General features: G+C 64.9%; 22 protein-coding genes. 14 read left to right on the top strand and 8 right to left on the bottom strand.

The genetic code is table 11. From position 1 onward, the window contains the following. Nucleotides 1-68: 68 nt before the first annotated feature. From A7X65_RS09205 to A7X65_RS09235, 8 genes are all read right to left on the bottom strand, one after another. Entirely contained in the window at nucleotides 69-740 is a 672-nt protein-coding gene (locus tag A7X65_RS09205; protein WP_063684037.1) for a 3'-5' exonuclease, read from the bottom strand. 1 nt (nucleotide 741) lies between these two features. Then, a complete protein-coding gene (locus A7X65_RS09210; protein ID WP_063684038.1) occupies nucleotides 742-2,544 on the bottom strand; it encodes a putative nucleotidyltransferase substrate binding domain-containing protein in 1,803 nt (600 codons plus the stop codon). Between the two features lie 117 nt (nucleotides 2,545-2,661). Next, entirely contained in the window at nucleotides 2,662-4,353 is a 1,692-nt protein-coding gene (locus A7X65_RS09215) for a cation acetate symporter (RefSeq protein WP_063684040.1), read from the bottom strand. After that, a complete protein-coding gene (locus A7X65_RS09220) occupies nucleotides 4,350-4,661 on the bottom strand; it encodes a DUF485 domain-containing protein (protein ID WP_347336377.1) in 312 nt (103 codons plus the stop codon). Before A7X65_RS09220 ends, A7X65_RS09215 begins: the two co-directional genes overlap by 4 nt. A gap of 263 nt (nucleotides 4,662-4,924) precedes the next feature. Further along, a complete protein-coding gene (locus tag A7X65_RS43540; RefSeq protein ID WP_283806136.1) occupies nucleotides 4,925-5,053 on the bottom strand; it encodes a hypothetical protein in 129 nt (42 codons plus the stop codon). A gap of 113 nt (nucleotides 5,054-5,166) precedes the next feature. Further along, nucleotides 5,167-5,661, bottom strand: a complete 495-nt coding sequence (locus A7X65_RS09225) for a hypothetical protein (protein WP_186467289.1) — start codon at nucleotides 5,659-5,661, stop codon at nucleotides 5,167-5,169. Between the two features lie 166 nt (nucleotides 5,662-5,827). Continuing rightward, nucleotides 5,828-6,280 carry a DNA polymerase III subunit chi gene (locus tag A7X65_RS09230; protein ID WP_063684043.1) on the bottom strand — a complete coding sequence of 151 codons (453 nt, stop codon included), beginning with the start codon at nucleotides 6,278-6,280 and terminating at the stop codon, nucleotides 5,828-5,830. Nucleotides 6,281-6,286: 6 nt separating this feature from the next. Then, complete coding sequence (locus tag A7X65_RS09235; RefSeq protein WP_063684045.1) at nucleotides 6,287-7,786, bottom strand: leucyl aminopeptidase; 1,500 nt, start codon at nucleotides 7,784-7,786, stop codon at nucleotides 6,287-6,289. 338 nt (nucleotides 7,787-8,124) lie between these two features. Between A7X65_RS09235 and lptF the strand changes: the two genes are divergently transcribed. The 14 genes from lptF to A7X65_RS09300 all read left to right on the top strand — a co-directional run bounded on the left by lptF (nucleotide 8,125) and on the right by A7X65_RS09300 (nucleotide 21,930). Continuing rightward, nucleotides 8,125-9,294 (top strand): LPS export ABC transporter permease LptF, encoded by a 1,170-nt coding sequence (gene lptF / locus A7X65_RS09240; protein WP_063684046.1) that lies wholly within the window; start codon nucleotides 8,125-8,127, stop codon nucleotides 9,292-9,294. Next, nucleotides 9,291-10,388 (top strand): LPS export ABC transporter permease LptG, encoded by a 1,098-nt coding sequence (lptG, locus tag A7X65_RS09245; RefSeq protein WP_063684048.1) that lies wholly within the window; start codon nucleotides 9,291-9,293, stop codon nucleotides 10,386-10,388. The genes lptF and lptG overlap by 4 nt, the downstream gene beginning before the upstream one ends. Next, on the top strand, nucleotides 10,388-12,874 hold the full coding sequence (locus A7X65_RS09250) for an LPS-assembly protein LptD (RefSeq protein ID WP_063684050.1): 2,487 nt from the start codon (nucleotides 10,388-10,390) through the stop codon (nucleotides 12,872-12,874). Before lptG ends, A7X65_RS09250 begins: the two co-directional genes overlap by 1 nt. Nucleotides 12,875-12,944: 70 nt before the next feature. Next, nucleotides 12,945-13,871, top strand: coding sequence for a SurA N-terminal domain-containing protein (locus tag A7X65_RS09255; protein WP_063684052.1), 927 nt, complete (start codon nucleotides 12,945-12,947; stop codon nucleotides 13,869-13,871). After that, complete coding sequence (gene pdxA, locus A7X65_RS09260) at nucleotides 13,871-14,884, top strand: 4-hydroxythreonine-4-phosphate dehydrogenase PdxA (RefSeq protein WP_063684054.1); 1,014 nt, start codon at nucleotides 13,871-13,873, stop codon at nucleotides 14,882-14,884. The genes A7X65_RS09255 and pdxA overlap by 1 nt, the downstream gene beginning before the upstream one ends. Beyond that, entirely contained in the window at nucleotides 14,884-15,741 is an 858-nt protein-coding gene (gene rsmA / locus A7X65_RS09265; protein ID WP_063684062.1) for a 16S rRNA (adenine(1518)-N(6)/adenine(1519)-N(6))-dimethyltransferase RsmA, read from the top strand. Before pdxA ends, rsmA begins: the two co-directional genes overlap by 1 nt. A 106-nt stretch (nucleotides 15,742-15,847) precedes the next feature. Beyond that, complete coding sequence (locus tag A7X65_RS09270) at nucleotides 15,848-16,906, top strand: alcohol dehydrogenase (protein ID WP_063684064.1); 1,059 nt, start codon at nucleotides 15,848-15,850, stop codon at nucleotides 16,904-16,906. Nucleotides 16,907-17,010: 104 nt separating this feature from the next. Continuing rightward, on the top strand, nucleotides 17,011-17,241 hold the full coding sequence (locus A7X65_RS09275; protein WP_063684066.1) for a hypothetical protein: 231 nt from the start codon (nucleotides 17,011-17,013) through the stop codon (nucleotides 17,239-17,241). A 286-nt stretch (nucleotides 17,242-17,527) separates the two neighbouring features. Then, nucleotides 17,528-18,241, top strand: a complete 714-nt coding sequence (locus A7X65_RS09280; protein WP_063684068.1) for a Crp/Fnr family transcriptional regulator — start codon at nucleotides 17,528-17,530, stop codon at nucleotides 18,239-18,241. Nucleotides 18,242-18,299: 58 nt separating this feature from the next. Next, nucleotides 18,300-18,515, top strand: a complete 216-nt coding sequence (locus A7X65_RS09285) for a DUF6894 family protein (RefSeq protein ID WP_063684069.1) — start codon at nucleotides 18,300-18,302, stop codon at nucleotides 18,513-18,515. 187 nt (nucleotides 18,516-18,702) lie between these two features. Then, nucleotides 18,703-19,113, top strand: coding sequence for a hypothetical protein (locus A7X65_RS09290; protein ID WP_063684071.1), 411 nt, complete (start codon nucleotides 18,703-18,705; stop codon nucleotides 19,111-19,113). 118 nt (nucleotides 19,114-19,231) lie between these two features. Further along, nucleotides 19,232-19,408, top strand: a complete 177-nt coding sequence (locus A7X65_RS42585) for a hypothetical protein (RefSeq protein ID WP_167358182.1) — start codon at nucleotides 19,232-19,234, stop codon at nucleotides 19,406-19,408. Between the two features lie 58 nt (nucleotides 19,409-19,466). Further along, a complete protein-coding gene (locus A7X65_RS09295) occupies nucleotides 19,467-19,682 on the top strand; it encodes a hypothetical protein (RefSeq protein ID WP_063684072.1) in 216 nt (71 codons plus the stop codon). Between the two features lie 907 nt (nucleotides 19,683-20,589). Beyond that, nucleotides 20,590-21,930, top strand: a complete 1,341-nt coding sequence (locus A7X65_RS09300) for a caspase family protein (protein WP_063684073.1) — start codon at nucleotides 20,590-20,592, stop codon at nucleotides 21,928-21,930. The last annotated feature ends 27 nt before the right edge of the window (nucleotides 21,931-21,957 follow it).

Genomic DNA, 21,957 nt, shown 5'->3' on the forward strand with positions numbered 1-21,957 from the left:
TTATATAACCATCTTCCATCATATGACGTTCTCTGATGTAAATCCCGTCCGTGACCGTTGCGCGACGGTCACGCCCCGATCGGATTGAAGACCTCGCGAGTCCGCTGGCGGGTGATGCGTACGCCGCGCCGGGTCAGATCGCGCAGCTGCACGAACATCATCGCGGTCATCAACGCGTCGTTGAAGGCATCATGCTGCCCGAGGGGCGGAATGCTGAGGTCGCGGAGAATCGCGGCGAATGACAGATCGACCGAGGTGTTTGGAGGCGCATCGCCGTATTTGCGGTCGTAGTAAAGGCGCGACACTTCGATGCGTTCGTTGGGCAGCTCGATTCCCACCAGCGGCAGAATGTACTTATCCAGCATGGCGACGTCGAAATCGACATAGTAGCCGATCAACGGGCGCGGCCCGATGAAGTGCAGAAAGCTCGGCAGCACCTTCCAGACGATCGGCGCAGCCTCGACGTCGGAGCGGCGCAAGCGATGAATTCTGATCGCCTCTGCCGCCAGTTCGCGGTCAGGGTGGATGATGGCTTCGAAACGCGCGCTGGTCAGAATCCGGTTGCCGCGGATCTTGATGGCGGCAATGGCGACAACGTCGTCCGTTCGCACGTTCAGACCGGTGGTCTCGCAATCAATGACGACGAACTCGTCGTCAGGCGCGCGGCCGAACATAAAGCGGTAGGACTGGTCGCTCAGGGTTGCCTGGTGCAACAGTCGCTTGAACGCGCGAGGCAGCATTCTAGAACATGCCCAGCTTGAAATGATGACCGACGATCTCGCGAAGCTTCTTCACCACCTGGAGTGCATCGCGCAGGAGATGGCGTTCCATGCTGGACAAGTGCGCCGGTCTCACCAGCGTCCCCGATGCGCCGGCGGACGCCGCCAGTTGCCCGTCGAGGCGAAGCATCAGTAGGAACCGGAAGGCCTGTTTCAGGTCGCGTCCGAAATCCGCTTGCAGCACGCCGAGGTCACATAGCCGGGAGATGCGCTTGTCGGTAGAGGTCTCGCGCAGCCCCTGCTCGAGCGCCAGGCTGCGAAGGCCGTGCACGATCGGAAAGATGCCCCCCTTCTTGAGGTCAAGCGCGTCGCCCGTGCCTTCGGACGTGATCAAATTGTTGAACAGGCCGATCGGCGTCTCGAACGCGTCGACCGCGCGCGCGAAATGCGCCATGAACGCCTGCTCGCCCCGGGTCATGTCGATCAGCGCCGTCTTGGCGTCGTCCAGGAGCTGCTGATCGCCCGCGATCGCCTGTGCATCGTAGATGATGGCCACATTCATGTGTCCGGCCTGGTCGGGAAGCACGATCCAACGGCGCAGGTCTGCGAGATAGTCGGAGAGCGGCCTGGACCACGCCGGATTGCGCACCATGATATCGCCGGGACAGGGTGGAAAGCCGAAGCTCTGGAGAGCGTCGAAGAAATCGTGACGGAACACCTCCACGACTTCGCCCTGCAGCGGGCCGGCCAGGATGAGGCCGTTGTCCTGGTCGGTACGGACGGTCTGCTCCCCTCGTCCCTCGCTTCCCATCACGATCAGACAGCTGCCGGTGCGCAGCTCGGCCGGCGCGACCATGTCGAACAACCGCGACAGCAGGCGACGGTTGAGATCGGAGACGATCTCCGCAATGACTTCCACCTTGACGCCTTGCCGCCGCAGCACGCGCGTCTGCGTCTCGATCTCGCGCGCCGCGGTGGCAAGATCCTGCCGGCTCGAGGCGCGGTCGATGCGACCGGCCGTGACCTGGGCGCTTCCCGCCAGGAACCCCAGCAGATCGATCTCCTCCAGGATTCCGACGAATTCCTCATCTTCACGTACGACAAGCCGCCGCTTGTTGTGCTTCGTCATCAGCAGGAGAGCGGAGGATACGAAATCTTCGCGTCGCAAGGACACGATATCGTAATTCGCAAGCGTGCCCACCGGGGTCTGGATCGACTGGCGCCTCAGCACCACCGCCTTGGACAGATTCATGCCTGTCACGATGCCGACCCGCTCACCGTCCCGGACGAACAGCGCGTTGCTGTTGATCTCGCGCATCAGGTGACCGGCGGCCTCGATCGTATCGCTGGCCGCCAGAAATACCGGCGGATGCAGGAACAATTCGCCGACCTTGGCGTGCATCAACGAGCCGTAGCGTTGCGCCTCCTCGTCGTTGGCGAGCTCGTCCAGCTTCTGGGATATCTCGCGGTAGAAGAACGCGGCAAAGCGCGGATTTGCCTTGATCAGATCGAGGGCGACCTTCTTGGGGATCACATAGCAGAGCGTCTCCTCGCGGGCGACAAACCGGTGGCCGTTGTGATCGTGAACGAGCGCGCGACTGTCGAACGTGTCCTTGGGGCCCAGCAATGCGAGCAGGTCGAGCTCGCTCCGCTCCTCGACGATGCCCTTGATCACGACATAGAGCGCCTCCGCCGGAGCGTCCCGCCTGATGATCGCTTCTCCCGGACTGAAGTAGGCGATGTCTAGCGCGGCCCGCAACGTCTCGGCCTCGCTCGGCGTCAGGCGGTCGAACGGCGGATTGCTGATATCGAACGCCTTCGGCATTTCGACCTTTCGAAGATGCGGATGATCCAGGCCCCCGTCGATCGACCATCGAACGAGTAGGCACCGGCAGGGCCAACTGACCCGGCCGGTGCCGAACCGACGTCCCTGGACCCTCGTTCAGTGAGCCGTAGCCGAAGCAGCTCCGATACCAGTCTGGGACCGGACATATTGCGCATCGAAGCCATCGCGGTCGACCGCGGCACGCTTGCTGCGATCCAGGATCGAGACCAGCCAGATCCCCGCAAAGGCGATCGCCATCGAGAACAGCGCCGGATTGTCCAGCTTGACCGGAGCAGACCCCTTGGCGAAGCCGAGCGTCACCTCCCAGACGGCCGGCGAGAGCACCACACCCACGACCGCGCTGAGCAAACCGAGGAAGCCGCCGACCACGGCTCCCCGCGTCGTCAGGCCCCTCCAGAAGATCGACATCACCAGCACGGGGAAATTGCAGGACGCCGCGATGGCAAAGGCAAGGCCCACCATGAAGGCGACGTTTTGGTTCTCGAACACGATGCCGAGGAAGATCGCGAGCACGCCAAGCACCAGTGTCGCAATTTTCGACACGCGGATCTCGTCCTGCTCATTCGCGTTCCCGCCCTTGATCACCATGCCGTAGAGATCGTGGCTAATGGACGATGCTCCCGCCAGGGCCAGGCCAGAGACGACGGCGAGGATCGTGGCGAAGGCAACGGCCGAGATGAAGCCAAGGAACAGATTGCCGCCCACGGCGTTCGCGAGATGAATCGCCGCCATGTTGGAACCGCCCTTGATCGCCGCGATTCCGCTCTTGGTCTTCTCGAGGATGCTCCCGTCCAGGAACATCGCGTCGGTCGAAACCAGCGTGATCGCGCCGAAGCCGATGATGAAGGTCAGGATGTAAAAATAGCCGATGAAACCCGTGGCGTAGAAGACCGACTTGCGGGCGGCCTGGGCATCTTTCACGGTGAAGAAGCGCATCAGGATGTGAGGCAGGCCCGCCGTTCCGAACATCAGCGCCAGGCCGAGCGAGATCGCCGAGAGCGGATTGGAGATCAGCGTTCCGGGCTCCATGATCGCGAGCTTCTTGGGATGCACTTCGGTCGCCTTGGCGAACAGAGCCTCCGGGCTGAATCCGAACTTGTAGAGGACGGCGCCGGCCATGAACGTCGCCCCCGAGAGCAACAGCACCGCCTTGATGATCTGCACCCACGTCGTCGCTTTCATGCCGCCGAACGTCACGTAGATCATCATCAGGCCGCCGACCAGGACGACCGCGATCCAGTAATCAAGACCGAACAACAGTTGGATCAGCTTGCCGGCCCCGACCATCTGCGCGATGAGGTAGAATGCAACGGTCACCAGCGAGCCGCATGCCGCCAGGATACGGATCTCGGTCTGCCCTAACCGAAACGACGTGACGTCGGCAAAGGTGAACTTTCCGAGATTGCGCAACTGCTCGGCGATCAGGAAGGTGACAATCGGCCATCCCACGAGCCAGCCGACCGAGTAGATCAGGCCGTCGTAGCCCGAGGTGTAGACGAGGCCCGAGATGCCGAGGAACGATGCTGCCGACATGTAGTCGCCGGCGATCGCAAGCCCGTTCTGGAAGCCCGTGATTCCGCCACCTGCCGAGTAAAAGTCCGCGGCCGACGCGGTCCGTTTGGCGGCCCAATAGGTGATGACGAGCGTCAGGCCGACGAACCCGACGAACATGCCGATCGCTGACCAGTTGGTCGCCTGCTTCGAGCCACCCTCGACGGCGCCTGCGGCAAGCGCGATGGTGGGTAGGCTTGCGAGCAGAATTGCCGATAACCAGGCGAATTTCTTCACGAGCGGTTCTCCTCGACGATTTTGCGGATGAGTACGTCGTAGCTAGAATTCGCCCGGCGGACGTAGATTCCCGTCAGCACGAAGGCGAGCACGATGACGGACAGTCCGACCGGAATGCCGATCGTCGTCACACCGCTGCCCAGCGGTATTCCCAGAAACTTGGGAGCGTAGGCTACCAGCAGGATGAAGCCGAAATAGATGACAAGCATGACCGCCGACAGCAGCCAGCCCAGCGACGATCGTCGGCGCACGAGTTCCTGGTAATTCGGATCGCGTTCAATCTTTGCGAGGCTGCTCACATCAATCATCCCTGGAATGTTTCTCTGAAATTCTTGCCATGACGGCAGCCCCTTCTCTCGGGGAACTGATCTAGGATGCCCGCACGGCCGACGGAGCTCCATGATCCAGATCAAGAACGATCAATCCCGCACGAATGTCGTGCGGGGCCGAACGGCGATGGCCTGAGGCGAGCACACACCTGACGCGCAGATTGCAGCGGCACGCGCAAAGCTATCAGCGCGGTCGAAACCACCGAGCTGGTCGTTGAACGAGCGTTCGCGATTTCCGATGACTACTGGCCGTCGACGGTCGTCACCAGCTTGGCCTGCGTATTGGCAAAGCTGTCGGAGACCGAGAGCGCGGAGCTCAAGCGCCGGATGCAAGATTGCCGGCGAGCGCGTGCGGAGAGATCATGGTTCATACCGCCGCCACCGCAATCAAGGGACGCAAAGCCGCTTGATGATCCGGCTGCTCACGAGCGGCTGACCGTATTGACAGCCGCGACCGGCTCCAGGGCGGAAGGCCGACGACGTGTTACGCCTGCTTCTTCTTCGGCTTCGGCTTGGTCGCCTTCGGCACCACCTGCGGCTCGGGATTGCCCTCGATCGAGGACAAGCGGCCGGACGTGAAGGTGTAGATGCCGGCACGCGGACCGGTGCTCCAGGTGACCACCGCGACACGTCGGCCGGCAGGATCATTGGAGAGGTTGACGTTCGAGGGCGCGCCGATGCCGCGCACCACGTCGCATTCGGTGTGGCCGAGCGCGACCGTGCCGCCCACCGGCGCTTGTGCCGTGGTCGACGCATTGGCATCGGCCGGCCCGGGCGACGGCGCCATGCCGGGGCAAGCGCCATCGGCGCTGACGAGATCCTCAGCTGCCACAGGCTTGTCCGGGGTCAGCGGCGGCGATTCGATCGAGATGTTTCTGATGAAGACCCGGCCCGGCCGCTGGAACCATTCGGTGTCCTTCGACAGCAGATCGGGGGCACCGCCCGAGCAGCCCGCGACCAGCGGTGCTACGGCAGCCAACGCAACTATGAGCGAGCTGGGAAGCTTTTGATGTCGCACGATAAACTAAATTCCCCGCATGAAGGACGAGCCCTAAGCGTTTGTCCCAACACCACTTTGCGGCACGAAGGTGACAGAAGCCAGCATCGCCCGAAAAGTGCAAATTATCATTAATTGCGGTCGGCCGCTAATTCCGGCGCTGCCACCGCCCCCGCTCGTCGGCCTGCCAATAGGTGACATCAAATCCCCGCGCCTTGCAATCCGTCCAGGCGCTCCGGGCCAGTGCCAGCGCATCCGGATCGTCGCCGTTGAACAAAAGCACCATGCGCTCATAGCCCTGCGCGTCCGGCGGCAGTGCGGCGTTGTCGACCAGGAACCGCACATTGGCGCCGTTGGGATTGCCCTCCTCGATCGCCAGCACGATCGGCTGATCGGCCGCGTCGTTCACCCGCCACGTCGCGTGCGGCAGGAAGGAATCGTCGCGGTAGGTCCACAAGTGCGCGTCGAGCGCATCGGCGCGCTCCTCCGACGTCGACTGCACCACGACGCGCCAGCCGCGCTCGAGCGATTTCTCGAGAAGCGGCGGCAACACGTTCTCCACCGTCATGTTTTGCAGATGGTAGAACAGGACTTCAGTCATCTCGGCTCATTTGCGCTCGTAGTGATCTGCGACCAGACGATCAAGAAGCCGGACGCCGTAGCCGCTGCCCCAGCTCTGGTTGATGTCCGTCTTCGGCGCGCCCATGGCGGTGCCAGCGATGTCGAGATGCGCCCAGGGCGTGCCGTCGACGAAACGCTGCAGGAACTGCGCCGCCGTGATCGAGCCACCATGACGCCCGCCGGTGTTCTTCATGTCGGCGAACTGGGAATCGATCAGCTTGTCGTATTCGGGACCGAGCGGCATGCGCCAGACCTTCTCGCCGCTCTCGATGCCGGCCGCCAGCAGGCGCTCGGCCAGCTCGTCATTGTTGGAGAACATGCCGGCATGATCGGTGCCGAGCGCGACAACGATCGCGCCGGTCAGCGTCGCCAGATCCACCATGAATTTCGGCTTGGCCTTCTTGGCGACGTACCAGAGCACGTCGGCGAGCACGAGGCGGCCTTCGGCGTCGGTGTTGATGATCTCGATGGTCTGGCCCGACATCGAAGTGACGATGTCGCCCGGCCGCTGCGCATTGCCGTCGGGCATGTTCTCGACGAGACCGATGGCGCCGACCACGTTGGCCTTGGCCTTGCGGGCTGCGAGCGCGTGCATCAGGCCGACGACGCAGGCGGCACCGCCCATGTCGCCCTTCATGTCCTCCATGCTGCCGGCCGGCTTGATCGAGATGCCGCCGGTGTCGAAGCAGACGCCCTTGCCGACGAAGGCGACCGGGGCCTCGCCCTTCTTGCCGCCGTCCCAGCGCATGATGACGGTGCGGCTCGGCCGCGCCGAGCCCTGGCCGACACCGAGCAGTGCGCCCATGCCGAGCTTGTCCATCGCCTTGACGTCGAGCACCTCGACCTTGACGCCGAGCTTGCGGAGCTGGCCAGCGCGGCGCGCGAACTCCTCGGGGAACAGCACGTTCGGCGGCTCGTTGACGAGATCGCGCGCGATGATGACGCCGTCGACGACGTGGCCGGCCGAGGCAAACGCCTTCCTCGCCGCCGTGGGATCACCAACTGCCAATGAGATGTCGGCGCGCGAGCCGCCCTCCTCGCCGTCCTTCTTCTTGGTCTTGTAGCGGTCGAACTTGTAGGCGCGCAGGCGCAGGCCCGAAGCGATCTCGACCACCTGCTCGCTCGTCATGGCCCCATTGGGGAGTTCCGCCATGATGGTCATGGCCGCGGCTCCCGCGGTGAGCTTGCTCGCCGCCACGCCGCCGAATTTGAGGAAATCGTTCGCTTTCAGGTTCGCGGCCTTGCCGGCCCCGATCACGATCAGGCGAGTCGCCTTCACCCCCTCCGGCGCCAGGATGTCCAGCGCCGCCCCGCTTTTGCCCTTGAAGGCGGCCGCCGAGGCCGCGCGCTTCACCAGGTCGATGGCGCCGCCCAGCGCCTTGGCGGTCGCCGGGCCGACCTTCAGGCTGTCGTCACAGAACACAACCAGAATGCCACGGGCGGCGGCAGACAACGGGACGAAGCCGACCTTGATGGCATCGGACATGGCTAACTCCTCAAAAACATGGGGCTTTCCGTCATTCGGCGGTCCCGGCCATGGGCCGGAGCTGAACGGCGATTCACTGGACTTCCCCTACTATGGGCCACCGGCCCGGCAGATGCCAAGCACCGCCCGTGGCCGCGAGGCCACAAGAGGGAAATATTAACCATATATTGATGGTGCCACGGGGCAGCCATTTTGTTGACGGATCAAAGGGATGGTAGTGAGAAAGTAAGCTGGCGGACGAGGTGTTCGCCCGACCTTGGGGATCCCATATCGGGATTGGTTGGGCAGCTGGAGTTCCGGCTGGGATTTGGGACTTGGTGGGATTCGTGCGGTAGCGCATGGGGTCAATCGATAGGTATATCTTCCGCACGACGCTGGCGTCGTTTGCGCTCGTCCTGGTCAGCCTCACCGGCGTGATCTGGATTACGCAGGCGTTGCGCGGCATCGACCTGATGACGAGCCAGGGTCAGACCATTCTCACCTTCCTCGGCATCACCAGCCTCGTCATTCCCGCGCTCGTCCTGATCATCTCGCCGATCGCGCTGATGATCGCTATCTCGCACACGCTGAACAAGCTCGCGACCGATTCCGAGATCATCGTGATGAATGCCGCCGGCTTCTCGCCGTTCCGGCTGTTCTATCCGTTTTTCTACGCCACCTGCGTGGTGGCGGCGCTGGTCGCCTTCATCGCGGCCTATCTGGCGCCCGACGGCATGCGGCGCATCAAGCAGTGGGACGCCGAGATCACCGCGGACGTGCTCACCAACATCCTCCAGCCCGGCCGCTTCGCCCAGCTCGACAAGAACCTGACCATCCGGATCCGCGAGCGTCAGCCCGGCGGCATCCTCGCCGGCATCTTCATCGACGACCGCCGCGACCCCAACGAGCGCGTCTCGATCGTCGCCGAGCATGGCGAGGTCGTGAAGAACGAGACCGGATCTTTCCTGGTGCTGGAGACCGGCAATCTCCAGCGCTTCGAGGCGGGCAAGCGCGATCCTGCGCTGGTGGCGTTCGGCCGCTACGGCTTCGACATGTCGAAATTCTCCGGCCAGGGCCGCGACGTCACGCTGGGAATTCGCGAGCGCTATCTCTGGGAGCTGTTCTCGCCGGCCGAGGACGATCCCGTCTACAAGCAGATCCCCGGGCAGTTCCGCTCGGCCCTGCATGACAGCCTCCTGGCTCCGATTTATCCGTTTGCCTTTGCCGTGCTGACCTTCGCCTTCCTCGGCGCGCCGCGCACCACCCGCCAGAGCCGCAACTTCTCGATCGGCGGCTCGGTGCTCGCCGTGTTCGGCCTGCGCATGGCCGGCTTTGCCTGTTCGGTGATGGCAGTGAAGTCGCCGGGGGCCGTGCTGGTCCAGTACGCGATGGTGTTCGGCGCCATCGGCGTCGGGCTGTGGATGATCATCGGCGGCATCGTGGTCGAGCCGCCGCCCCGCCTCATGGAGGCCATCAACAGGTCCAACGCGCGCATCGCGCGGCTGTTCGGACGGCCGGCCACCGCATGAGCATGCTCACCAACACACTCGGGCGCTATTTCGCCGGCCGCTTTGTGGTCGCGGCGCTTGGCGTGTTCGCCAGCATCTTCCTGCTGCTGGTGCTGGTCGACTACATCGAGATGGTGCGCAAGACCTCCGGCCTCGCATCCGCCTCCGCGATCATGGTGGCCGAGACCTCGCTGTTCCGGGTGCCGCAGCTGCTGGAGAAGCTGACGCCGTTCTGCATGCTGATCGGCGCCATGACCTGCTATCTCGCCCTCTCCCGCCGGCTCGAGCTCGTGGTGGCGCGCGCCGCCGGCATCTCCGCCTGGCAGTTCATCTCGCCGGCGCTCGGCAGCGCGTTGCTGATCGGGGTCATCGCCACCGTCGCCTACAATCCGATGTCGGCGAACCTGCGCGAGCTCTCCAAGCGCATGGAGGCCGAGCTGTTCGGCTCGGCGCCCGGCGGCGGCATCCAGGATGCCTCCGGCTTCTGGCTCAATCAGGTGACCAGCGACGGCCAGACCATCATCAATGCGGCGCGCAGCGAGCAGCAGGGCATCCGCCTCACCGGGCTGACGTTGTTCCGCTTTGATACAGAGCAGCACTTCGTGGAACGCGTCGAGGCGCGCGAGGCCGAGCTCGAACCCGGCCAGTGGATCTTCAGGGGCGTCCGCCGCTACACGCTCAACGGTCCGCCGGTGGAGCAGGCCGGCTTCTCGATTCCGACCACGCTGACCGAGGCGCAGGTCCGCAACAGCTTTTCCACACCCGAGACTGTGTCCTTTTGGCAACTACCGAGCTACATCCGCTCGTCCGAGAGCTCAGGCTTCGCGACAGCCGGATATCGACTCCAGTATCACAAGCTGTTGGCACAGCCGTTTTTGCTGGCCGCCATGGTGATGCTCGCGGCCTCCGTGTCGTTGCGCTTCTTCCGGATGGGCGGCGTGCAGAAGATGGTTTTGAGTGGCGTGGGCGCAGGCTTTCTGCTCTACGTTCTGTCGAAAGTGACTGAAGACTTGAGCAAGGCTGAGTTGATGCATCCGATCGCTGCGGCGTGGTTGCCCGTGGTGGTGGGCGGCCTCACCGGCTTTTTGGCCTTGTTGTACCAGGAGGACGGTTAGTGACTGCCGTCCGTCGAGGACCCGTGTCTCGTTTGGCGCGGCGCACCGTGGTGCGCGCGAACGGGTGCGGCTTGTCTGTTCGCAGGCTCCTGCTGGCCGTGGCCGCCGTGGCATCGCTCGGCGCCGTGATTGACGTTGCGGCGGTGACGCCCGCCTCCGCCCAGAGCTTCACCTACAATCCGCTGCCGCCGCGTCCGAAGCCGCCGAAGGTCGCCAACGACAACCAGATGCTGGTTCAGGCGACCGAGGTCGATTACGACTACAACAATTCGCGTGTCTCTGCGGTCGGCAACGTCCAGCTGTTCTACAACGGCACCAGCGTCGAGGCCGACCGGGTCATCTACGACCAGAAGACCAAGCGGCTGCATGCCGAGGGCAACATCCGCATGACGGATGCCGACGGCAAGATCACCTATGCCGAGATCATGGATCTCTCCGACGACTACCGCGACGGTTTCGTCGATTCGCTGCGCGTGGACACCGCCGACCAAACCCGCATGGCCGCGAGCCGCGCCGACCGCTCCAGCGGCAACTACACGGTGTTCGAGAACGGCGTCTACACGGCCTGCGCGCCCTGTAAGGACGATCCGAAGAAGCCGCCGCTGTGGCAGGTCAAGGGTGCCCGCATCATCCACGACCAGCAGGAGAAGATGCTGTACTTCGAGACGGCGCAGCTCGAATTCTTCGGCGTGCCGCTCGCCTACATGCCCTATTTCTCGACGCCCGACCCGACCGTGAAGCGCAAGACCGGCTTCCTGATGCCCGGCTTCACGTCCTACACGACGTTCGGCTATGGCGTCGAAGTCCCGTTCTACTGGGCGATCGCGCCCGACATGGATATGACCTTCAGCCCGCGCATCACCTCCCAGCAGGGCGTGCTGTTCCAGACCGAGTTCCGCCAGCGCCTGATGGACGGCGCCTACCAGATCCGCCTCTACGGCATCGACCAGCTCGACCAGAAGCAGTTCGCGGGCCTGCCCGGCGACCGCCAGTTCCGCGGCGGCGTCGAGACCAAGGGCCAGTTCGCGCTCAACGACAAATGGGTCTGGGGCTGGGACGGCGTCCTGCTCTCCGACTATTACTTCATGTCGGACTACCGCCTCGCGCAGTACCGCGATCCGCTCGGCTCGTTCCTGAACCTGCCGACCGACGCGCTGTCGCAGCTCTATCTGACCGGTGTCGGCAACCGCAGCTTCTTCGACGCGCGGACGATGTACTGGCTGAGCTTCTCCGGCAACCAGGACAAGGTCCCGGTCGTCTACCCCGTGATCGACTACTCGAACGTGCTGAACTATCCGGTGTTCGGCGGCGAGTTCAGCTACAAGACCAATTTCGTGAATCTGTCGCGTGAAAACGCGGTGTTCGATCCGATCACGACGCTGGCCAACACCAACAGCCTGTGCGCCACCGCATCGGCCGATCCGCTCGCGCGCACGCCGTCGCAGTGCCTGCTGCGCGGCTTCCCCGGCACCTATACCCGCCTCACCGCCGAGGGGCAGTGGCGCAAGTCCTTCACCGATCCGCTCGGCCAGATCTGGACGCCGTTCGCGAGCCTGCGCGCCGACGCGATCAACTCCTCGGTTTCCAACCAGCCGGGCGTGTCGAACTATCTGCCGGTCGGCGACACTCAGGCGTTCCGCCTGATGCCGACCGTCGGCCTCGAATATCGCTACCCCTTCATCAACGTTCAGCCGTGGGGCTCGACCACGGTCGAGCCGATCGCGCAGATCATCATCCGCCCGAACGAGACCTATGCCGGCAAGCTGCCGAACGAGGACGCGCAGAGCCTGGTGTTCGACGCCTCGAACCTGTTCAACGTCGACAAGTTCTCCGGCTACGACCGCGTCGAGGGCGGCGGCCGCGCCAATGTCGGCGTGCAGTCCACCACGCAGTTCGACAAGGGCGGCGCCGTCAAGGTGCTGTTCGGCCAGTCCTACCAGCTGTTCGGCATGAACTCCTTCGCGGTCCAGGACTCCATCAACACCGGCCTCGATTCCGGCCTGGACAAGCCGCGCTCCGACTACGTGGCGGGCGCCAGCTACTCGCCCAACCGCACCTATACGTTCAGCGTCCGCTCCCGCATGGACGAGCAGACCTGGAACGTGCAGCGCTTCGAGGCTGAAGGCCGCGCCAATTTCGATCGCTGGTCGGTCAGCATGATGTACGGCAATTACGCGCCGCAGCCGGAACTCGGCTATCTGACGCGCCGCGAGGGCATCCTGACCTCCGGCTCGCTGAAGGTCGCCACCAACTGGGTGGTCACCGGCTCGGCGCGCTGGGACCTCGAGGCCAACAAGCTGAACCAATATGTGCTCGGCGCCGGCTATGTCGACGATTGCTTCGTGCTGGCCGCTAACTATGTAACCTCGTATAGCTACTCAGCGGGCTCGACCCCGCCCGTGCTGAGCCATGCGTTCATGTTCCAGATCGGCCTGCGCACGCTGGCGACCTCGTCGACGACCAGCAGTTCAGCCGGCCTCCAGTAAACGGTTTGAAGTGTCGGCCGCTCGTTCCCGATCGCAGGTTCACCGCGGCTGACATCCGAGCGATAAATCCATGACGATTGCCTTGTCCTCGTTCCGCCTCCTCCTCGTCCTCGCCGCCCTGGCCCTCGCCGGCGCGCCGGTGCACGCACAGAACATCGTCGTCATGGTCAACGGCGATCCCATCACCGACTACGACATCGAGCAGCGCTCCAAGCTCGACCAGCTGACCACGCAGAAGACCCCGAGCCGCCAGGAGGTCATCAACGAGCTGATCGACGACAAGGTGAAGCTGAAGGAAGGCAAGAAGTACGGCGTCGACCCCGGTGTCACCGACATCAACCAGTCCTTCGAGGGCATGGCGCAGCGCATGCGCATCACGCCGGACCAGCTCGCCAAGTCGCTGGAATCCAAGGGCGTGCGTCCCGAGACCCTGAAGGGACGCATGAAGTCCGAGATGGTCTGGACCAGCCTCGTGCGCGGCCGCTTCAAGGAGAAGCTGCTGGTCGGCGAGCGCGACGTCGCGCAGGCCGTGCAGGCCCAGACCGGCGACAAGCTCCAGATCGAGGGCACCGAGTACAAGATGCAGCCGATCGTGCTGATCGTGCCGCGCGGCTCGTCCTCGGCCTTCCAGGAGACGCGGATGAAGGAAGCCGAGCAATATCGCTCCCGTGTCGGAAGCTGCGAGGAAGCCAATTCGCTGTTCCGCTCGACGCCGAACGCCACCATCCGCGAGAGCGTCACCAAGACCACGGCGGACCTGCCCGAGGCGCTGCGCAAGGTGCTCGACGACACCCCGATCGGCCATCTGACCGCGCCTGAAGTGACCAAGGCCGGCATCGAGATGGTCGTGCTGTGCTCGCGCAAGCCGACCATGATCGACACGCCGAAGAAGCGCGAGGTCCGCGAGAAGATGTACCAGGAGAAGTACGAGAAGACCCAGAAGGCCTATCTCGACGAGCTCCGCAAGGCGGCGATGATCGAATATCGCAACCGCTGATGGCCAACGCCCCGATAAAGCCCCTCGCCCTGACTCTGGGAGAGCCCGCCGGCATCGGCCCCGACATCACCATCGCAGCGTGGCTCCGCCGCCGCGAGCTGAACCTGCCCGCCTTCTACCTGCTCGGCGACGAAGCCTTCATCGCGCAGCGCGCCAAGGCGATCGGCGCCGATGTCAGGATCGCCGCGGTGAGCGCGAGCGAAGCCGTCTCCGCCTTCGCCGAGGCCCTGCCGGTGGTCGCAACCGGCGAGCGCGCGACGGCCGGGCCCGCCAAGCCTGATGCATCCAGCGCGCCGGCCGCACTCGCCTCGATCCGCCAGGCGGTCGATGACGTACGCATGGGCCGCGCCGGCGCCGTCGTCACCAATCCGATCGCCAAGAGCGTGCTCTACCGCGCCGGCTTCCGCCATCCCGGCCACACCGAATTCCTCGCCGAGCTGGCCGCACAAAACGGCCGCGTGCCGCAGCCGGTGATGATGCTGTGGTCGCCGCGGCTCGCCGTGGTGCCGGTGACCATCCACGTCTCCTTGCGCGAGGCGCTGAACCAGCTCACCAGCGATCTGATCGTCTCGACCGTGCGCATCGTCGCGGCCGAGCTGAAGGCGCGCTTCGGCATCGCGCGGCCGCGCATCGCGATCTCCGGCCTCAACCCGCATGCCGGCGAGGACGGCTCGCTCGGCCATGAGGAGCAGACGGTGATCGCACCGGCGCTCAAGGTTCTGCGCAATGACGGCATCGAGGCGAAGGGCCCGCTGCCCGCCGACACCATGTTCCACGAGGCCGCGCGCGCCGGCTATGATTGCGCGGTCTGCATGTATCACGACCAGGCGCTGATCCCGATCAAGACGGTCGCCTTCGACGACGCGGTCAACGTCACGCTCGGCCTGCCCTTCATCCGCACCTCGCCCGACCACGGCACCGCCTTCGACATCGCCGGCACCGGCAAGGCGAACCCGTCGAGCCTGATTGCCGCGCTCCAGCTCGCGGGCCGCATGGCCGCGACCCAAAGCTGATGAGCGCGATCGACGACCTCCCGCCGCTGCGCGAGGTCATTCGCCAGCACGCGCTGTCGGCCCGCAAATCGCTCGGCCAGAATTTCCTGCTCGACCTCAATCTCACCGCGCGCATCGCGCGTGCGGCCGCGCCGCTAGACGACTCCACCATCGTCGAGATCGGCCCCGGCCCCGGCGGACTGACGCGCGCCCTGCTCGCGCTCGGCGCCCGGCGCGTCATCGCCATCGAGCATGACGAGCGCACGATCCCGGCCCTGCAGGATATTTCCGCGCGCTACCCCGGCCGGCTCGAGATCGTGCACGGCGACGCCATGACCTTCGATCCAGGGCCGCTGCTCGCCGGCGAGCGTGCCAAGATCGTCGCCAACCTGCCCTACAACATCGCGACCCAGCTGCTCATCAACTGGCTCACGACCGAGCCCTGGCCGCCCTGGTACGACATGATGGTCCTGATGTTCCAGCGCGAGGTAGGCGAGCGCATCGTCGCGCACGAGGACGAGGAAGCCTATGGCCGTCTCGGCGTGCTCGCCAACTGGCGCTGCGAGACGAAGATCCTGTTCGACATTGCGCCGTCCGCTTTCGTGCCGCCGCCGAAGGTCACCTCCTCCGTGGTGCGCCTCAAGCCGCGCGCAGAGCCGCTTCGTTGCGATCGCAGGCTGCTCGAGCAGGTCGCAGCCAGCGCCTTCGGCCAGCGCCGCAAGATGCTGCGCCAGAGCCTGAAATCGCTGGGCGTCGATCCCGCGCGGCTCGCGCAAGCAGCCGGCGTCGATGCGACGCGGCGCGCGGAGACCATTCCGATCTCGGGCTTTGTTGCCATGGCGCGTGAATTGGCGGATATACGCAAGCAAGCTGAGTAGAGCATGATCCGGAAAGGTGTGAAGCGGTTTTCCGACGAGATCATGCTCAAATAACAAAACCAAAGCGCGCTAATGGCGCTTTGGTACAAATTTCGGAGGAAGGAATATGGCGTTGATGCGTCGGCAGTCCCTGGTCAAGTTCGATGCGCCGCTGTGCGAGACCATCGTCGACACGCCCAAGCCGCAAGGCCGCGAAGTCCTCGTCCGCATCGAGCGCTGCGGCCTCTGCCATTCCGACCTCCACATCCAGGACGGCTACGCCGATCTCGGCGGCGGCAAGAAGCTCGACACCACGCGCGGCATGACGCTGCCCTTCACGCTCGGCCACGAGATTGCCGGCGTCGTCGACGAGGTCGGCTCCGACGTTCCGACGAGCCTCGTCGGCACGAAGAAGGCGGTGTTTCCCTGGATCGGCTGCGGCCAGTGCCGCGACTGCAAGAACGGTGACGAGAACCTCTGCGCCAAGCAGCGCTTCCTCGGCGTCTCCATCGACGGCGGTTTTGCAACGCACGTGCTGGTCCCCGACGCCAAGTATCTGCTCGACTACGATCCGCTGCCCGTCAACCAGGCCGCGACGCTGATGTGCTCCGGCGTCACCGCCTATGGCGCGCTCAAGCGCCTGGTCGACCGTCCGCGCCAGCGCAATCTGCTGCTGGTCGGCCTCGGCGGCGTCGGCATGATGGGCCTGTCGTTCGCGCAGGCCATGTTCAAGCAGCCGATCACGGTCGCCGATCTCTCGCCGGCCGCGCGCGAGACCGCGCTGAAGAACGGCGCGTCCGCCGCCTACGACCCGTCCGAGCCAGACGTGATCAAGCGCATCCTGAAGGAAACCGACGGCGGCTTCGACGAGGTCGTCGATTTCGCCGGCAACGAGAAGTCGATGGCCTTCGCGGTCGCCGTTGCCGCGCGCGGCGGCAAGGTCGTGGTCTCCGGCCTGATGGGCGGCCAGTTCACGCTGCCGATGGTGCAGTGGGTCTACAAGCGCCTGACCGTCGAAGGCTTCATGGTCGGCACGCTCACGGAGGCTCACGAGCTGATGGCGCTCGCCCGCGCCGGCAAGATCAAGCCGACGCCGATGCGCGAAGAGCCGATGGGCGATGTCCAGAAATGGATCGACGAGCTGCGCGCCGGCAAGGTCGTCGGCCGCATCGTGCTGAAGAACTGATACGCGAGGAACCGGTCAGCGCCGGCGAGATCGCAAGATCTTGCCGGCGTTCGTTCTCGCAATCCGGTGCGGAACGCCGGAGGGCTGCGCTGCGTTGGCAGCGCATGTCGATACGTTGCACCGTCGAGAGCGCTTTCTTCATCGCCTGGAGCTGCCTTGAGCAGGGCGGCGAGCTCGGCGATCCCGACCAGACCGCGAACTTCCTTCTCGACGCCATCGAAGCCCAGCTCAGGCGCGGCGAACGCCGGCAGTTGATGCTCGCGAACCGGGCGATCGACGCCTGGCGCGCGCACGCCGCCGTGAGCCGACCCTCGCGGGACGCCCGCTTCGGATAACCCGGCGAAGCCCTCGGACCCGCCGGCCCGGCGGCGTTGGTGATCGTATGGGCCGGCGGTCGTCGGGCGGAGCGCACGGGGTGCGCGCTTTCGCAAGGCAGACGTTACGCCGATCCGCTGCCTCTTGTGTTCACTCCTGAACAGAGCGCGGCACGCCCGCCCCGCCGACTTTTCGACGCTCCGCAATTCCTTGTGTGCACTTTGGAACCGTCGGTTCCGCCGCGGAAACGTAGGGTCTCGCCTGGCGCCGATTCCCGGCAAAGACCAAGCGACAAGAGAAAACGACGTGACCGGTCGGCCCCAGAACGATCTTCTCCAGCAGCTCAACGCCGCCGATTTCGAATTGCTTGCCCCGCATCTTCAGCCGGTCGACCTCGCGGCGGGGCACATCCTGCATCATGCCGGCGACGAGGTGACGGCCGTTCATTTCCCCTGCGGCCCGGCATTGGTGTCGTTCGCCGTGCCGGTCGAGGACGACCGCGAGGTCGAGAGCCTGCTGGTGGGCCGCGAAGGCGCCGTGGGCATCGCCGCCGGCCGCCGCCCTTCGCCGGCCTATACGCGCATCGTCGTCAAGCTCGGCGGCACGCTCGTCCGCCTGCCGCTGCGCGCGCTCGAGCAAGCGCAGCAGAGGTCGCCCACGCTGCAAGAGGTCCTGTCGCGCTATGCCGACTGCCAGTTCGCACAGCTGCTGCAGACCGCGGCCTGCAACGCCGCGCATTCCATCGAGCAGCGCGCGGCCAAATGGATTCTCTCCGCGCATGAGCATCTCGGTGAAGTCGAGATTCCCCTCACCCACGAGCAGCTCGCCGGCATGCTCGGCGTCTCGCGCAGCTATGCCAGCCGCGTCATCCAGATGTTCAAGGCAAGGCGCATCCTTGCCACCCGCCGCGGCGCGATCCTGATCCTCGACACGCCGGCGCTTGAGGCCAGATCCTGCTCCTGCAACGACTCCATCAGGAAGCATTTCGGCGAAGCGCTGGGCGGCGCGGCCGACGGATAGCCTCGAGCCCCGTGCGCTGCTCCGTCGGAACATTCTCCCGCACGCCGCATTGCCCGACATGCCGCAGTACTTCTTCCATTTCGAAGGCCACAAGCCACACACCGACACGACCGGTGAGATACTGGCCGGTGACGAGGCCGCCTGGCGCGAAGCGGTGCGGCTCTCCCGCGACGTCGAGCACGCGCTCCGCCCCGGCGACAGTTGGACGCTGGGCGTCTACGAGGAGGACAAGCCCGTGTTCGTGCTGGCCATGGTGACGCGGCGGTTTCGCTGACCCGTCCACGGGCCGGCTCCGCGCCGGATGACACCAACGATCCCGCGCCCTTGGACCTGCCGAATTCCGATAGTGATTTCGTCGCGCGTCTCTCGACACTGTCCGTCGGGACAATCTTGCATCGGCCTGCGAATGGCCGTTCAATGCCGGTTTGGATCGGCTCCGCGTTATTTTGTGATTCTTTGGAATGCGAACCTTTTTCATTATTCTTGGCATCTGGCTGCTGATCAACGTCCTCTTCGTCGTCGTCATGATGCCGCCGCGCAAGCCGCGGAAGCCCGACCATCCGCGCTCATCGGCCGGACTTGCACCGGCAGCCATCGAGCCCGGCGCCTATCGTCCCGTCGAGGACGAGAATGTCTCGTTTCGCCACGCCATCATCGCCATCGCGATGGGCGCGCTGCTCTCGCTGACACCGCCGCTGCTCGAAGCGATCGATGACGTCAAACGTCTGATCGGGAAGTACCGCAGGTCCGGGCCACCGCCTGAAGCCGAGGGCGACGAACGAGCAAGGCCTCCCCAGGACATCGGCACGCGCGAGAAACGTCAGCCGGACGTTGCCCGCTCGTCCGATGAGAGCAACGCACCGAAGCGCTAGCGCCCGGATTCTCCCCGCAAGTTCCGCCTCTTGCGAGACGTTGGAACGTCGCGCGCCTTCCGCGCGTTGGCTTTCCGTCACGGCAACGACAGGGGGGATCGAACAGAGGAGAAGCGCGTTGATCAATCTGGGCAAGTGGTACGATCCCATCTCCGAGCGCTGGATCACACCGCGCGAACCGCGCAGGGAGACATCAGCGTCGCAGATGAGCGCGAACCACGTGCTGGAGTTCGAAAGGACAGTCGAGATCCAGCGCATCTGGCGAGCATTACTCGATTGCTGCGCACGCGATTGATGTTTCTCCGCCCGCGCGCAAACTGGAACGAGCGGCCGGCAGCTCCGTTCTCAATCGCATGAGCGATCCCGCACTCCCCACAAGACCAATCGCAACCGCGCTACGCTATCTCGCAATCATCGTCGGCTGCGCCTGCCTGCTTCTCGCCGCCTTTTGCTTGGCCATCGCGGCACAGGTTTTTGTGCAGACCGGCGTTTTTGCGCAGTCATACGCAATGGTGGGTCTCATCAGTGCCGTTCTGGGTGTCCTGGCGCTGATGCTGGCGTGGAAATAGGTCGCCCCATCAGCCGTCCGCGAACAAAATCACCACCACAGCAGGCGCGACCCGTCGGGCAAAACACCGTCAACCCCATACGGCAAAAATATTCCACTTTCCCGAATTTCGGATTTGTGGCATACCCCGCGCATCCCGGCCCTGCCAAAGGGGCGTTCGCGACCGTCACGAGATGCGGGCCGGGTGGCGGTGGACGCGGCAGCGCCGGCGCGCAACGTGTGGGACAGGGCGGGAAACCGTGAGTCCTGCGCGACGCGGTACGACACGGCGCGGTCACAGCGGTTGGGTTGGTCGTCGTGGGCGAGCACACGCAAGCCCGTGATGATCCGGCAAAGCCGTCCGCGGACGGAGAAGTCGTGTGGTCCTGACGCCCGGGGTTTGTGCGTCAAGGCTTGCGGTGGTGCGGCGGCCAACCGGCGCGCGCATCGATCATCTGCAAGGCGACGGGGGCAATAGTGCATCGCTCCCCGGGGAGAGCACGAAGGACACCGTTAAAACCATCCGCGCAGGGAAGGCCAAGCGATCGGCATCACCTGTGATCCACCCCGTGTGCATTCTTCGCAAGCGCACGGATCTGCGGGTGCCGCCGGCGCCCGGCCTTCCCTGCGCCCTTTGGCATCCAACGGGGCGACGAGCGACAGCAAGCCACGGGCAGAACCTGCCGCGGGAAGGATAATGCGTGGTCTCTCGCCTGATAGCTTGACGACTTGGGTCCCATTGTTTCCGCACCGTCATGGCCGGGCTTGTCCCGGCCATCCACGCCTTGCCGGGTCGCACGAAGAACGTAGATGCCCGGGACAAGCCCGGGCATGACGATCTCGCGGAATACCAATAGCCAGACCGTGGCACCGCTTTTCGGCCGCGCACCTAGCTGGTAGATTAGCGCCATTATTTTGGGGAATTTTTGATGCGCGCGAGGTTTTTCAATCGCGTTGTGGGGCTGGCGGCGCTGATCGCGGCCGCTGCCGTGACGCAGCCTGCATCGGCCGAGAAGCGCATCGCGCTGGTGGTCGGCAACTCCGCCTACAAGAACATCACGCCGCTGGACAACCCGTCCAAGGACGCCAGCCTGATGGCGGAGACGCTTGGGCTCCTCGGCTTCGCGCTGGTCGGCGGACGCGCCCAGCTCGATCTCGACAAGGCCGCGATGGACATCGCGGTGCAGAGCTTCGGCCGGCAGGTCCAGGGCGCCGACGTCGCGCTGTTCTATTATGCCGGCCACGGCGTGCAGGTCGCGGGCTCCAACTATCTGGTGCCGGTCGGCGCCAACCCGACGCGCGAGGCCGATGTCGATTTCCAGATGACCGACGTCAACCTCGTGCTGCGCCAGATGCAGGGATCGGGCACGCGGCTCAACCTCGTGATCCTCGATGCCTGCCGCAACAATCCCTTTGGCTCACGCGGCCTGCGATCCTCCGACGGCGGCCTCGCGCAGATGCGCGCGCCCGAGGGCACGCTGATCTCCTACGCGACGCAGCCCGGCAACGTCGCCCAGGACGGCAGCGACGGCCACAGCCCCTACACCAAGGCGCTGGCGACGACGATCCGGGTCGCCGGCCTCGACGTGTTCCAGACCTTCAACCAGGTCGGCCTCGCCGTGAAGCGCGCCACCGCAGGCGCACAACAGCCCTGGGTGTCGTCCTCGCCGATCGACGGCACTTTCTATTTCGTGCCGCCGACGCAAGCAGCGCCGCCGCAGGTCGCGGCGATGCAGCCCGATCCCGTCCCTGCGGATCGCCTGCGCGCCGATCCCGACCGCGTGCCGCTGCGCGATGCCGCGCTGCTCAGCGAGCTGAGCGAGCGGCTCTACGAGCTCAATTTCGATCCCGACACGCCCGACGGCCTCACCCGCGCGATCACGAAGCTCCAGCAGCGCATCGCCATGGCGCCGACTGGAGAGCCGACCGAAGGCCTGCTGCTGCGGATGCGCAAGATGGAGGATCTGAAGCCATGGGGCTCGATCGTCTACGGGCCGGACGGCAGCAAATGGGGCATGTCGTGGAATCACGCCTCGCGGCGCGCGGCGGTGGCCGATGCGCGCGGCAATTGCGGCGGCGCCAAGTGCCCGATCGAGCTGTCCTTCTACGGCAAGAGCTGCGGCGCCTTCGCGATCTCGGACAAATCCTGGTCGCTGGTCCAGCGCGAGGGCGTGCAGCGCGCCAGGGACGCCGCGCTTGACGAATGCGGCAAGGCTGGCAAAGCTTGCCGCATTATCGGAGCTGTCTGCGCCGACGGCTCCGGCCGCTGACATCCTTTTTCATTTTCGGATTTTTGC

It is taken from the genome of Bradyrhizobium stylosanthis (assembly GCF_001641335.1).
In the GTDB taxonomy this organism is placed as follows: domain Bacteria; phylum Pseudomonadota; class Alphaproteobacteria; order Rhizobiales; family Xanthobacteraceae; genus Bradyrhizobium; species Bradyrhizobium stylosanthis.

Excerpts from the sequence above, each read along its gene's own strand:
- A7X65_RS09295 (WP_063684072.1), top strand. The coding sequence starts at position 19,467 with ATGAGCGATCCCGCACTCCCCACAAGACCAATCGCAACCGCGCTACGC.
- A7X65_RS09235 (WP_063684045.1), bottom strand. The coding sequence starts at position 7,786 with ATGTCCGATGCCATCAAGGTCGGCTTCGTCCCGTTGTCTGCCGCCGCC.
- A7X65_RS09275 (WP_063684066.1), top strand. The coding sequence starts at position 17,011 with ATGTCGATACGTTGCACCGTCGAGAGCGCTTTCTTCATCGCCTGGAGC.
- A7X65_RS43540 (WP_283806136.1), bottom strand. The coding sequence starts at position 5,053 with ATGAACCATGATCTCTCCGCACGCGCTCGCCGGCAATCTTGCATCCGG.
- lptG (WP_063684048.1), top strand. The coding sequence starts at position 9,291 with ATGAGCATGCTCACCAACACACTCGGGCGCTATTTCGCCGGCCGCTTT.
- A7X65_RS09230 (WP_063684043.1), bottom strand. The coding sequence starts at position 6,280 with ATGACTGAAGTCCTGTTCTACCATCTGCAAAACATGACGGTGGAGAAC.
- A7X65_RS09220 (WP_347336377.1), bottom strand. The coding sequence starts at position 4,661 with ATGATTGATGTGAGCAGCCTCGCAAAGATTGAACGCGATCCGAATTAC.
- A7X65_RS09300 (WP_063684073.1), top strand. The coding sequence starts at position 20,590 with ATGCGCGCGAGGTTTTTCAATCGCGTTGTGGGGCTGGCGGCGCTGATC.
- A7X65_RS09290 (WP_063684071.1), top strand. The coding sequence starts at position 18,703 with ATGCGAACCTTTTTCATTATTCTTGGCATCTGGCTGCTGATCAACGTC.
- A7X65_RS09205 (WP_063684037.1), bottom strand. The coding sequence starts at position 740 with ATGCTGCCTCGCGCGTTCAAGCGACTGTTGCACCAGGCAACCCTGAGC.
- A7X65_RS09210 (WP_063684038.1), bottom strand. The coding sequence starts at position 2,544 with ATGCCGAAGGCGTTCGATATCAGCAATCCGCCGTTCGACCGCCTGACG.
- A7X65_RS09270 (WP_063684064.1), top strand. The coding sequence starts at position 15,848 with ATGGCGTTGATGCGTCGGCAGTCCCTGGTCAAGTTCGATGCGCCGCTG.
- lptF (WP_063684046.1), top strand. The coding sequence starts at position 8,125 with ATGGGGTCAATCGATAGGTATATCTTCCGCACGACGCTGGCGTCGTTT.
- A7X65_RS09255 (WP_063684052.1), top strand. The coding sequence starts at position 12,945 with ATGACGATTGCCTTGTCCTCGTTCCGCCTCCTCCTCGTCCTCGCCGCC.
- A7X65_RS09285 (WP_063684069.1), top strand. The coding sequence starts at position 18,300 with ATGCCGCAGTACTTCTTCCATTTCGAAGGCCACAAGCCACACACCGAC.
- pdxA (WP_063684054.1), top strand. The coding sequence starts at position 13,871 with ATGGCCAACGCCCCGATAAAGCCCCTCGCCCTGACTCTGGGAGAGCCC.
- rsmA (WP_063684062.1), top strand. The coding sequence starts at position 14,884 with ATGAGCGCGATCGACGACCTCCCGCCGCTGCGCGAGGTCATTCGCCAG.